The organism is Paeniglutamicibacter sp. NPDC091659 (genome assembly GCF_044756805.1).
Classification (GTDB): domain Bacteria; phylum Actinomycetota; class Actinomycetes; order Actinomycetales; family Micrococcaceae; genus Paeniglutamicibacter.
Window position 1 is genome coordinate 17,885 of sequence record NZ_JBIVTO010000001.1, and the last position, 11,923, is coordinate 29,807.

The following is an 11,923-nucleotide window of genomic DNA, read 5'->3' on the forward strand; positions in this document are numbered from 1 at the left end:
CACAAAGCCCTGCATAATTGGGTGTGTGTACGTAGTGACTTTAAAACAACGTGATCGCCGTGAAAACGGGGACCTTGGCGACGAATTGCTCCAGGCCCTGTCCGAGATTCCGGCACCCACACCTTTCCAGCGCTCGGGGCCGACGCTCATACTGGGCTCGCCCGAGACCGCAGAGAATGCCGTGAGCGCGGTGCTTCACGCCCTGCGCCAACGCCACTGGGTGGTGGGCCTGGGAATCGGAAGCCTCTATGAACCCGTTCCCCGCGATGCGCGATACCTCCAGGGATCCGCGCTCGGCCATGCACAAACGGCCGTTGACCGGGCCGAACACACCGGCGATCGCGTTCCGTTGAGCGTCGTCGGCCCGGACATGCAGCTGGCCGGAGAGGCCGAGGCGGTGTTGCGCCTGCTGGGCCACATCGTTGCCACACGCAGCAACGCCGAGTGGGCGGTCCTGGACCTGCTGACCCCCGGGGTGCGCGGCCAGCAAAAGTACGTTGCCGCGGAACTCGGCATCAGCGCGCAGGCCGTTTCAAAGGCGGTTGTGCGATCGGCATGGGTCGAAGAGTGGGCGGCTCGGCCTGCCGCGGCCCGGCTCTTGAAATGGGTCGAGGCCCCCGGCGCCGTTCCGGGGATCTAGCCCGCCGCAATTCCGCGTTCCCCGTTGTTGACCTGTGATTTTCGGACGTAGGATCGTCATACCGAAATCACGAAAGACCAGGGGGAGGAAAGATTCCCGCCCCTCCCGGTCATTGCCTCAGGAGCGCACAATGGTCCCCGACATCAATTGGCTTGCAGTGGTTGTTGCCACGATTTCCACCATGGTGGTTGGCTCGATCTGGTACACCCCCAAGGTCTTTGGGAACTACTGGATGCGCGTGGCCAAGGTAACCCCCGGCTCCACGAAGAACGCGGTGGTCCCCATCCTGATCACCCTGGCGGTGAGCTTCATCAGCGCCTGGGTCTTGGCCGGGGCCACGTACCTGTCGTTCCAGTTCTACGGCGGATCATTCCTCGCCAACGCGCTGCTGACCGCGTTGATCCTGTGGGGCGGCTTCACCGCCGCGCGATTCATCACCCACGACGCCTTTGAGGGGCGCCCCGTCGGCCTCACGGTCCTGAACTGCGTCCACGAGCTTGTGACGTTCATGGTCATGGCACTGATCATCGGGCTCTTCGGCATCTAGCCGCCAACGCCGTCGGGTGCGGGTCCCGCCGCTGTGGCGGTGGGTTACTTGGCCGGGCTCTGGCTCGGCAACGGAGCCTGAACGAACTCAAGCCACCCGATCGTGTACTTTCCGCCGCGTTCGAAAACGTCGAAGGGCTTGCCCTCGGGATGGCTCGGGGTGGTCAGCACCAGCTGCGACCATCCTCCGAGGGTCGAATCCCCGACGGGCTTCACGGTGTATCCGGCGTCCACGCCAAGGCCGCCCAGCTCGGCCGCCAAGCGCTCGAATTGCGCGCCCACGGTGTCGGTGCCGCCGATGGTGGTGACACGGCAAACCTCGATCTGGTCACCGGCAAGTGTTGATTCGATCAGGTGGTCCATGGCCTCGGTGGCACTTGGTTCACCGGTGTTGCAGATGACATCGGGAGAGCTGCAACCGGTGAGCAGCATCCCGGCACCAAGCAGGGAGAGGGCAAGAATTCCGGCGCGTTTCATGGGTTTAAGCATAGCCAGTGAAATGCGACCCCGATGCGGCCGGTCATAAGGCGCTGCCTCCGGCTTCCCGCACGAACGCCAAATAAGCTTTCGAATGGATTAAATCCCGGACGGATGCCGGGACCCGCCCGGGATTTCCAGGCGACGCAATGCGCGGAGGCCCAGAAAACCCGAAAACTAGGACTCGGTGCTCTCCAGCAGGCCCCAGAGGACCGTCGCCAGCCCGTCCTCGTCCACGCCGTGGGTGACCTCGTCGGCCGATGCCTTGACCTCGTCGGGGGCCTGGCCCATGGCCACGCCGCGACCGGCCCAGGTGAGCATCTCGATGTCGTTGCGGCCATCGCCCACGGCGATGGTCGCCTCAAGGTCGTGGCCGAGCTTCCCGCGAAGGACCTCGAGGCCGCTGGCCTTGGTGACACCCTCGGCGGCGATGTCCAGCCACGCCGTCCAGCCCACCGAATAAGTGACGCCGGCAAGCCCCATCACGCTGACGGCCTCGCCGAATTCCTCGGCTGTGGCGTCGGTCGAGAAGACCACCAGGCGCACCGCGGTCGCCTCGAGCATCTCGTCATGGGTCACGGGGTTCGCCACGACGCCGAAGCTTGCATCCTGGAATCGTTCGGTGGAGAGGAACCTGCCCTGGTCGTCCTCCAACGCGTACTTGGCGGTGGGCAGGGCTTTGCGCAGGGCGTGCAGCGCGGGGGCGGGGTCGAAGGTCCTGCGCTCGACGACCTCGTAGCCTTCCTCCAGCCGTGCATCGAGGCGCACGGTCACGCCGCCGTTGCAGCACACCGCGTAGCCGTTCTCGATGCCGAGCATGCGGATCACCGGCAGAGTCGCGCCGAGGGAACGCCCCGTCGAAATGACCACCTCGTGTCCTGCCGCAACGATGGCGCGGGCGGAATCCTTCACGGCCCGGCTCATGGCCCCGTCATGGTTCACCAGGGTGCCGTCCACGTCAAGGCAGATCATGTACTTTTGGGTTTCTTCTGACCGGTCTTCGATGCCGGTTCTTGTCATCACTGTCATTTATCCAGTGAAGCATCAAATGCGGATTTTCGTCATGAGCTGGCGCACACCGCGGATGAAAACCTGATGAATCCACGGTTAAATGCTCGGGGCGCCGCAACCCCGGACGACGCTTTCGGAGCCGCCCCTGCAGGGAACGTGAACCGAAAGCGTGAATCTGGGCGCGGCGCCCCGATGGGCACCAAACCTGTGGCGGTTGGCCTTAGACGAGCGGCATGACTTCCATGCCACCAAGGTACGGACGCAGGGCAACGGGAACGTTGACCGTGCCGTCGGCGTTCTGGTGGTGTTCCAGGATCGCGACGATCCAGCGCGTGGTGGCCAGGGTGCCGTTCAGCGTCGCCACCGAACGAGTCTTGCCCGGCTTGCCGTCGGCACCGATTTCGCGTTCGCGGATGTTCAGGCGGCGTGCCTGGAAGGTGGTGCAGTTGGAGGTGGAGGTCAGTTCGCGGTACGCGTCCTGAGTCGGGACCCAGGCTTCGCAGTCGAACTTGCGCGCCGCGCTCATGCCCAGGTCGCCTGCCGCGGTGTCGATGACACGGTAGGGCAGTTCCACCTTGGCCAGCATTTCCTCTTCCCAGGCCAGCAGCTTGGAGTGCTCGGCCGCAGCGTCCTCGGGAGAGCAGTAGACGAACATTTCCAGCTTGTTGAACTGGTGCACGCGGATGATGCCGCGGGTGTCCTTGCCCGCGGAACCGGCCTCGCGGCGGTAGCATGAGGACCAGCCGGCGTAGCGGGTGGGTCCGGCGCTCAGGTCAAGGATCTCGTTGGCGTGGTAGCCGGCGAGGGCCACCTCGGAGGTGCCGACAAGGTACATGTCGTCGCGCTCGAGCTTGTAGATCTCGTCGTCGTGCTCGACATCGAAGCCGGTGCCCTGCATGGTCTCCGGGCGAACCAGGGTGGGGGTGATCATCGGGATGAACCCGTTTTGCACCGCCTGATCCAGGGCCATGTTCATGAGGGCGATTTCAAGGCGTGCGCCGATTCCCTTGAGGAAGTAGAAGCGCGAACCCGAAACCTTGGCGCCGCGTTCCATGTCGATGGCGCCAAGCAGTTCGCCCAACTCGAGGTGGTCGCGGGGCTCGAAGCCGTCTGCGGAGAAGTCGCGCGGGGTGCCCACGTGCTTGACGACCGTGAAGTCGTCCTCGCCGCCGGCCGGAACGCCGTCCTGGATGAGGTTCGGGATTGAGCGCTGCAGGGCGGTGTAGGCGGCTGCCGCTTCGTCGGAGGCGACCTGGGCCGCCTTGACGTTCTGGGACAGCTCCTTGACCTCGGCGAGCAGGGCCTGCTTTTCCTCGCCCTTGGCGGCACCGACCTTCTTGCTGAAGGCATTCTGTTGGGCTCGGAGCGCCTCAAAGGATGCAATCGACTCACGGCGCCGGATATCGGCGTCCAAAATCGCATCAATCAGGGACTCATCCGCCCCACGGGCGCGCTGCGAGGCGCGGAAGGTATCTGGATTTTCACTGAGTAGTTTTACGTCGATCACGACCTAAGCCTAGCAATCCCGGTTAGGCTGAGTGCACTATGCAACGCAATCGACTTATTGCCCTCGTTACGGCAGGCGCCGCGGGCGTCGCCTCGACGCTGAGTTGGCTCTCCGTGCGTAGGCTCGTTGACCGCAACCGGCCCCAGGTCCTGGCGCCAAAAGTCGGCATCACGACGTCTGCGCGAAGGATTGCGTTGGTGCTCAATCCGACCAAGTCCGGCACCGAACAAGCGGTCTCCGCCGTTGAACACGTGTGTGCCGAGGCAGGGCTTGCCGCCCCCCTGGTCTTTGAATCCGAACCCGACGACCCCGGGCAAGGAGCGGCACGCCGCGCGCTTGAGGCCGGATGCGACGTTGTCATTGCCGCCGGCGGCGACGGGACAGTCCGCGCCGTGGCGGAAGTCCTCAGGGGCTCCCAGGCCAGTCTGGGACTCATTCCGCTGGGCACCGGGAACCTGCTGGCCAGGAACGTCGAGGTTCCGCTCGACGACATTGCCACCGCGGCCTTCGGAGCCATCCGCGGCCCCGTGCGCACCATCGACACCGGCAGCATCAGGCTCGAGCACGTCGACGGGTCGGAAAGCGAACACGCGTTCCTTGTCATCGCCGGGGTCGGCACCGACGCTGACATCATGGACGACACCAACGAGGAGCTCAAGGCCAAGGTGGGGTGGCTCGCGTATTCGGAGGCGGGATTCCGGCATCTTCCGGGCAAACGCAAGAAGATCTCGGTCGCCCTCGATGGCGGAAGCGAGCAAACACGTAGCGTGCGTTCGGTCCTTTTTGCCAACTGCGGCAAGTTGCAGGGCCTGGACCTGGTTCCCGAGGCAAGGATCGATGACGGGGTCTTGGACATGGTGGTGCTCAGCCCACGCAGCGCCGCCGGGTGGGGCTGGATCTTCCTGAAGACCGCGTTCAAGGCCCGTGGCGCGATCCCCGTGATGGGTTTCTACCCCACGGCTTCCCTATCGCTGCGCTGCCACGAACCGATGAACACGCAGATCGACGGGGATGCAACGGGATTGGTGAACGGGCTCCACGTTGAGGTGAAGCCCGCTTCACTCAAGATCCGCCTGGCCTAGCCGAGCAGCCGGTTGCGGATTCCCCCGACCCAGCTTTTGGCACGGTCGAAGGCCTCGTCCGAGTTGTGCGCTTCGACCGCGGAGGAAAGCCCCGATGCGGCCGGGTATGAACCCAGGAAGCGCAGGTCCGGGCACACCCGGTGCAGGCCGGTGAGCGCGTCGGCGACACGGGCCTGGGCCACGTGCCCGTCGACGTCCACCGAGAAGAAGTAGCGGCCCATGCCCTCGCCGGTGGGGCGCGACTCGATGCGGCTGAGGTTCACGCCGCGGACCACGAACTGCTCGAGGATTTCCATCAGCGCGCCTGGACGGTCCTCGGCAAGCGGCAGGATCACGGTGCTCTTGTCGATGCCCGTCGGTGCAGGAATCGGTCCCGGACGGGTGACAAGGATGAATCGGGTGACGGCACCCTTGTTGTCCTCGATTTCCTCGCGCAGCACCTTCAACCCGCGCTCCTGCGCCACCAGGGGAGAGCAGATGGCCGCGTCGTGGTTCGATTCCCCGTCCAGCAGGGCAATCGCGCCCGCTGCCGTCGATGAGGTCGGGATGAATTCCGCTTGCGGAATATTCGATTCGGCCCAGCCGCGGCACTGCGCCCACGCGTGCCCGTGGGTTGCCACGGTGCGAATCTGCTCCAGGGAGTCAATGTTTTCCCGCACGGCCAGCACGAAGGTGATCGGGACGAGGGCCTCGGCCACGATCTGCAGCGCGTCGCCCGTGGCAATGGCGTCGAGGGTGGTCGAGACGCCGCCCTCCACCGAGTTTTCAATGGGGACCATGGCGGCATCCGCCGCGCCGGAACGGACCTTGTCCAGCGCCGCGTTGACGTTTGCCGCCGGGATGCGTTCGGAGGTGCGTGCGTCGGGGACCTGCAGCAGCGCGGCCTCGGTGAAGGTTCCGGCCGGGCCCAAGTAGGTGTAAATCATCGAACCGTTGGCTCCTGACCGTTCTCGCTCTGCAACGGCAGCCCGGCTTCAAGCCAGTCGCCCATTCCGCCGGCCACAAACAGGGCCGAATAGCCCTGGGACACCAGCCATGCCGTGGCCTGCGCCGCGCGCCCGCCGGTCCGGCAAATCACATAGGTGTCCGTGTCCGGGTCGAGTTCCTCGAATCGTGCCGGCAATTCCGCCAACGGAATATGCACGGCGTCCGCCGCGTGGCCCTCGATCCATTCGTATTCCTCGCGGACGTCAAGGACAAGCGCTCCGGCGGGCACCTGTTCGACGGAAACGGTTTCAAAATCACTCATGCTTCTCCTTGCGCAGGCGGCATCATTCTTCTGCAATCCAGCCTATCGCTCCGCCGTCCCCGGTTCCCGTTTGCGTCGGGGCCGGTGGCCGGCCGCACCCGGCCCGAAATCGTCGGCCGCTCGGCGCACACCTTCCCGAGACTCGTACTAGTGTCAATACGTGGGCTTCACAAGGCCCGCAGCGCAGCGCCACGCATTCGACCCGCACCGCCCGACCGGAGGAAACCACCATGAGCGAGATTTCAGCATTCACGGCACTGGAACTCCGTGATGCGCTGGCCGCGGGGGAACTCTCCGCGCGCGAGGTGGGCGCACATTTCCTGGGGTGCATCGAGGAGCTCAACCCGTTGCTGGGTTCGTTCATCACCGTGACCGCCGAGCAGGCGATGGATGCTGCCTGGCGCGCGGACGAGGAGTTCGCCGCAAGGCGCGCGCCGCTTCGGGCGCTGCACGGAATGCCGCTGGCCTACAAGGACCTCCTGGATGTCGCCGGGGTCCCAACCAGCTACGGCACCGCCGCGATTCCGGCCCTGGCCGCGGAGAAGGACAACGCGCTGGTCGCCACGCTTTCGAACGCCGGGGCCATCTCGCTGGGAAAGACGCAGGTTCCGGAATTCGGCCTGAGCTGCCATTCCGAAAACGACATTGCGCCTCCCGCACGCAATCCACTGAACCCCGCACTTTCCGCGGGCGGGTCCAGCGGCGGCGAGGCCGCGGCCGTCGCCGCCGGCATGTTGCCGTTCGGCCCCGGCAGCGACGGCGGAGGATCGGTGCGGATTCCCGCGTCCGCCTGCGGGCTGGTCGGGCTCAAGCCGGGCCTCGGCACCATCCCGAGCGACGTGCTGGATGGAACGCTTGACCCCTTTGGCGCTCCCCGGCTCACCGTTTCCGGGCCGCTGGCGCACAACGCCCTTGATGCCGCGCTGCTCATGGACGCCATGATCGGCCCTTCCCAGGGAACCTTCCTGGACACGCTGCGATCCGGCGGCATCGACTCCCTGCGCGGGCTGCGCGTCGGGGTCAGTACCGCCAGCCCCTTCGCCTCGGTCTACCCGATTTCGCTGTCCCCGGAGGCGCACGCCGCCCTGAACAAGGCCATCGAGACCCTTAACCGGCGCGCACACCACATCGAGGAGGCGGAGATCTACTACGACACGATGTATCCGGAGGCCTTCTCCACCGTGTGGACCTCCGGGCTGGCCTCGGCGCCGCTGCCGCCTGGCAGCGAGGAAAAACTGGGGACGCTTGCACGCTCCTTCCGCGAGCGGGCCACCGCCCGCGAGGTCGGGGTCTCCCTGGCAGCCGCCGCCAAGCTCACCGAAATCGCCGCGGACTTCCGCACCCAGTGGGGGCGCTACGACGTGGTGCTCACCCCGGCCATGGCCCACACTCCCCCGGCAATCGGCTACTACACCTCGCAGGATGCCGACACCGACTACATGCGCCAGTGCCAGTACACGCCGTTCACGTCCATGGTGAATGTCTCGGGTTTGCCGGCCGTCACGGTTCCCACGCTGACAACTGCCGACGGCCTGTCCATGGGCGTGCAGATTATCGGCCGGGCGGGGTCGGAAATCCAGCTTTTGGCCCTCGCGGCGCAACTTTCCGAAATGTGAGATTGGTCAACAAAGTGGGCATGACGCGCCTCACAGGCGAAAAATTGAAGCATGTCTACATCCACCCTGTCTAAGGACCAGTCCTCGACTGGTTTCTTCGGTCACCCCCGCACGCTGGCGAATCTCTTCAGCATCGAGATGTGGGAACGCTTCTCCTTCTACGGCATGCAAGCGATCCTCGCGTACTACATGTACTTCTCCATTGCAGAAGGCGGACTCGGGCTTCCCAAGGAACTGGCGCTCTCCCTCGTCGGCGCCTACGGTGGCGCCGTCTACCTGAGCACCATCCTCGGCGCCTGGGTCGCCGACCGCATCCTCGGGTCCGAAAAGGTCCTGCTGTATGCGGCATTCATGATCATGGCCGGCCACGTCGGCCTCGCCGTGATCCCCGGCGCAGCGGGACTGGCCGTCGGCTTGGTCCTCGTGGCCATCGGCTCCGGCGGCCTGAAGGCCAACGCCACCGCGCTTGTCGGTTCGCTGTACTCCAAGGAAGACACCCGCCGCGATGCAGGCTTCTCCATCTTCTACATGGGCGTCAACATCGGCGGTTTCCTCGGCCCGATCCTGACCGGCTTCCTGCAGAAGTCCTGGGGCTTCCACGTCGGCTTCGCCGCCGCCGCGGTCGGCATGGCCATCGGCGTCGCCATCTACATGATGGGCCGCAAGAACCTGCCGGCCTCGGTCCACCAGGTCATCAACCCGTTGCCGGCCAACGAACGCATGAAGTACGTCTGGATCGTCGCCGCGTTCATCGCCGTCGTCGTGGCGCTCTTCGCGTTGAAGATCGTCACCGTCGAAACCCTGGCCATGACCATCGCCTACGCGGTCATCATCGCCTCGGTCGTCTACTTCACGATCATGCTGCGCTCCAAGCGCATCACGAGCACCGAGCGCAAGCACGTGCTGGCCTTCATCCCGCTGTACATCGCCTCGGCCGCGTTCTGGGCGCTGTTCCAGCAGCAGTTCACCTTCATCGCCGTGTACTCGGAGGAGCGCCTGGACCGCACCCTGTTCGGCTGGGAAGTTCCCGCCTCGTGGGTCCAGTCGATCAACCCGGTCTTCATCATCATCCTGGCCGCGGCCTTCGCCGCGATGTGGACCAAGATGGGCACCCGCCAGCCGGGCACCGTCATCAAGTTCGCGCTCTCGCTGTTCATCGTGGGCCTGGCATTCCTGGCCTTCATCCCGCTTGAGTCCTTCGAGAAGACCCCGCTGATGGCGCTGGTCGGCATCCTGCTGCTCTGCACCCTGGCCGAGCTGCTGCTGAGCCCGATCGGCCAGTCGGTGACCACCAAGCTGGCCCCGGCCGTCTTCGGCACGCAGATGATCGCGCTGTTCTTCCTGTCCATTTCCCTGGGCACCACCCTGGCCGGCATCCTGGCCGGCTTCTACACCGAGGGCAACGAGATCACGTACTTCCTGGCCCTTGGCGGAACCGCGATCGTGCTGGCCGTGGCCCTGGCCATCGGCGCACGTCCGCTCAAGAAGCTGATGGGCGAGGTTCGCTAGTCAGCGCACCAAGCTCCAACAAGAAATGGTGGTTTTGCCGAAAGGCAAGACCACCATTTTTGTTTTCCCGGGGAGGGCCGGAGCACCTCCCCTACGTCGCCTAGAAGCCGAGGGTTGCGTTGCCCGCAACCGCCGCCAAGGATCCGGCGACGACCAAGAACCCGCCGGCCAGGACCAGGTAGCCAGTGATCAGACCGGCAATGGCAAAGCCGCGGCGGGGCTTTTCGCGGCGCAGCGACAGGTGCCCGCACACGACGGCGGCCAGCTGGGGCAGCAACAGCACGCCGCCGGTGACCAGGCCGAGGATGCCCGCCACCATCGAGATGATGCCCAGGACGTTTGAAACGCCTGCCATGGATGAGTGGTTCATCGGCTGCTGGTAAATCGGCTGCTGTTGCGCATAGGGGCCGGCCTGCGGATTTGCCTGGGGCGCGTGGGGCGCCTGGTTCAGGTACGGGTTCTGCGGGGTTCCCGGCGGGGCGTACAGCGGCTGGTCCTGGTACGGATTCCGGCCCGGGCCCGGCTGGTTGCCCGGTGCCGGTGTGGGTGCCGGTGTGGGTGCCGGTGCCGACTGGGGGCCCTGCGACCACCGGGGATCGTGGGGATCGGCAAAGGACGGCTCGTTGCCGTCGTTGTTCTTCGCGTCCTTGGGGTCCTGCATGGCCTACTCCCAACACCAACCACGAGCGGCCTTCGCACGCGGTTTCATCCTCCACCTTATCCACTCGCCGGCCACAGCACGTTCACACCCGCCGCTCAGGATGCGGTGGAAGAGTTGGCTGCATGGCCAAGAGAACCATGAAGAAAACCTTGAACGACCACAGCCAACACCGGGCGGTTCCGCCGTACCTGCTGGCCTCCATGGCCGCATGCGACGGCGCCTGGGAAGCCCCGGCATCGATGCGGGATTTCATTGCCCGTGCACCGCTCGGCGAGGACGCCGACCCCGTCGGACCGGAGACGCGCACCCGGATTGCCGCCCGCGCCAGGCAAACGCTCCTGCTGGACCAGGCCTTGCGCCACGAACGGCAGCTTGCGGAAACCCCGCCCCGGACAATTCTGATCGAACCGTCCGGGCGCCTGCAGCGCACGATCAGCGATGCACAGGGGATCGAGGTGACCCCCGGCGCATTGGTCCGGTCCGAGGGCGACGCCCCGGTCGACGACGGCGACGTCAACCGGGCCTATGACGGGCTCGGCGCCGTCCATGATTTCCTTGCCGACCAGTTCAAGCGGTCCAGCTTGGACGGAGCGGGCATGGCGTTGCGCGGCACCGTGCACTACGGCCACGAGTACGACAACGCGTTCTGGGACGGCACGCAAATGGTCATGGGCGACGGGGACGGGGAGATCTTCAATTCCTTCACCTCCTCGCTCAGCGTCATCGCCCACGAACTGGGCCACGGACTGCTGCAGTACACGACGAATTTCAAGTACCACGGCCAGTCCGGGGCGTTGAACGAATCCATTGCCGATGTCCTGGGTGCACTCGTTGAACAATTCGTCGCCGGCGAGGAGGCCGCCGATGCCAGCTGGCTCATCGGCAAGGGCCTGTTCCACCCTCGGGTGAACGCCAAGGCGCTGCGATCCATGGCGGCGCCCGGCACCGCCTACGACGACCCCATCATGGGCCGCGACCCGCAGCCGTCCCACATGGACTCCTACATCCACACCAAGGAAGACTCCGGCGGCGTGCACCTGAACTCGGGCATTCCCAACCACGCGTTTTACCTGTTTGCCACGGCGCTGGGCGGCCACGCGTGGGAACGTGCCGGGTCGGTGTGGTTCAACGTCATCGTCACCCGGTCGCTTCCGGAGGATTCAACCTTCGCGACCTTTGCGGCGCAGACACTCCTGCAGGCCCGCCGGGACTACGGCGTCGGATCCGCGGAGGACAAGGCGCTGGCCGCGGCCTGGGACGGCGTGGGAGTGGTTCCCCAATTCAAGGACGAACAAGAAGCCGCGTGAAACCATGAACGACCTATTTACGGTGCAGGTGAGGCGCAGCGGCGGGGTTGCGGGCATTTCCCGCGCCGGCGTCCTCGAGCTTCATGTCCACGATTCGCCGCCGGAGGACGAACCCTGGGTCCGGCTGGCGCTCGGGGCACTGGAACAGCTTCGCCGCCTCGACGCCGAAGAGGACGCCGGCCAGGTCCGCGACGCCTTCAACTGGTTCCTGTCCATCGACGGTGAGGACCACCGGGTTCCGGACTCCCTGTTGACCGGGCCCGCCCGTCTACTGGCCGAACACGTGATCAAGACGGCCCATTGACCGGGCGGCGCCGG

The 11,923-nt window shown here is 65.6% G+C and carries 13 protein-coding genes; 7 read left to right on the forward strand and 6 right to left on the reverse strand.

The features are described from left to right. The first annotated feature begins 25 nt into the window (after window positions 1-25). Entirely contained in the window at window positions 26-640 is a 615-nt protein-coding gene (locus tag ACIQLF_RS00100; RefSeq protein WP_400293523.1) for a hypothetical protein, read from the forward strand. Window positions 641-770: 130 nt separating this feature from the next. Continuing rightward, window positions 771-1,187 carry a DUF1761 domain-containing protein gene (locus tag ACIQLF_RS00105; RefSeq protein WP_400293525.1) on the forward strand — a complete coding sequence of 139 codons (417 nt, stop codon included), beginning with the start codon at window positions 771-773 and terminating at the stop codon, window positions 1,185-1,187. Window positions 1,188-1,231: 44 nt separating this feature from the next. On the opposite strand, the gene ACIQLF_RS00110 is transcribed toward ACIQLF_RS00105, so the two are convergent. The 3 genes from ACIQLF_RS00110 to serS form a co-directional block, all read right to left on the reverse strand. Further along, window positions 1,232-1,663, reverse strand: coding sequence for a hypothetical protein (locus ACIQLF_RS00110; RefSeq protein WP_400293526.1), 432 nt, complete (start codon window positions 1,661-1,663; stop codon window positions 1,232-1,234). 177 nt (window positions 1,664-1,840) lie between these two features. Beyond that, on the reverse strand, window positions 1,841-2,692 hold the full coding sequence (locus ACIQLF_RS00115) for an HAD family hydrolase (protein ID WP_400293528.1): 852 nt from the start codon (window positions 2,690-2,692) through the stop codon (window positions 1,841-1,843). A gap of 202 nt (window positions 2,693-2,894) precedes the next feature. Continuing rightward, window positions 2,895-4,181, reverse strand: a complete 1,287-nt coding sequence (gene serS, locus ACIQLF_RS00120; RefSeq protein ID WP_400293529.1) for a serine--tRNA ligase — start codon at window positions 4,179-4,181, stop codon at window positions 2,895-2,897. A gap of 38 nt (window positions 4,182-4,219) precedes the next feature. On the opposite strand from serS, the gene ACIQLF_RS00125 reads away from it, so the two are divergent. Further along, entirely contained in the window at window positions 4,220-5,263 is a 1,044-nt protein-coding gene (locus ACIQLF_RS00125; protein ID WP_400293531.1) for a diacylglycerol/lipid kinase family protein, read from the forward strand. Here ACIQLF_RS00125 and pheA read toward each other — a convergent pair. Beyond that, window positions 5,260-6,189: a prephenate dehydratase gene (gene pheA / locus ACIQLF_RS00130; RefSeq protein WP_400293533.1), complete on the reverse strand. Its 930-nt coding sequence runs from the start codon at window positions 6,187-6,189 to the stop codon at window positions 5,260-5,262. The genes ACIQLF_RS00125 and pheA overlap by 4 nt on opposite strands. Then, window positions 6,186-6,512: a rhodanese-like domain-containing protein gene (locus tag ACIQLF_RS00135; protein WP_400293534.1), complete on the reverse strand. Its 327-nt coding sequence runs from the start codon at window positions 6,510-6,512 to the stop codon at window positions 6,186-6,188. The genes pheA and ACIQLF_RS00135 overlap by 4 nt, the downstream gene beginning before the upstream one ends. Window positions 6,513-6,742: 230 nt before the next feature. Between ACIQLF_RS00135 and ACIQLF_RS00140 the strand changes: the two genes are divergently transcribed. Both ACIQLF_RS00140 and ACIQLF_RS00145 read left to right on the forward strand, forming a co-directional pair. After that, a complete protein-coding gene (locus ACIQLF_RS00140) occupies window positions 6,743-8,128 on the forward strand; it encodes an amidase (RefSeq protein WP_400293536.1) in 1,386 nt (461 codons plus the stop codon). A gap of 51 nt (window positions 8,129-8,179) precedes the next feature. Next, entirely contained in the window at window positions 8,180-9,637 is a 1,458-nt protein-coding gene (locus tag ACIQLF_RS00145; RefSeq protein ID WP_400293538.1) for a peptide MFS transporter, read from the forward strand. Between the two features lie 100 nt (window positions 9,638-9,737). Here ACIQLF_RS00145 and ACIQLF_RS00150 read toward each other — a convergent pair whose 3' ends face one another. After that, a complete protein-coding gene (locus ACIQLF_RS00150; protein WP_400293539.1) occupies window positions 9,738-10,298 on the reverse strand; it encodes a DUF4190 domain-containing protein in 561 nt (186 codons plus the stop codon). A 122-nt stretch (window positions 10,299-10,420) separates the two neighbouring features. Between ACIQLF_RS00150 and ACIQLF_RS00155 the strand changes: the two genes are divergently transcribed. Together ACIQLF_RS00155 and ACIQLF_RS00160 are read left to right on the forward strand one after the other, a co-directional pair. Continuing rightward, window positions 10,421-11,605 (forward strand): M4 family metallopeptidase, encoded by a 1,185-nt coding sequence (locus ACIQLF_RS00155; protein WP_400293541.1) that lies wholly within the window; start codon window positions 10,421-10,423, stop codon window positions 11,603-11,605. A gap of 4 nt (window positions 11,606-11,609) precedes the next feature. Continuing rightward, window positions 11,610-11,909 (forward strand): hypothetical protein, encoded by a 300-nt coding sequence (locus ACIQLF_RS00160; protein ID WP_400293543.1) that lies wholly within the window; start codon window positions 11,610-11,612, stop codon window positions 11,907-11,909. The last annotated feature ends 14 nt before the right edge of the window (window positions 11,910-11,923 follow it).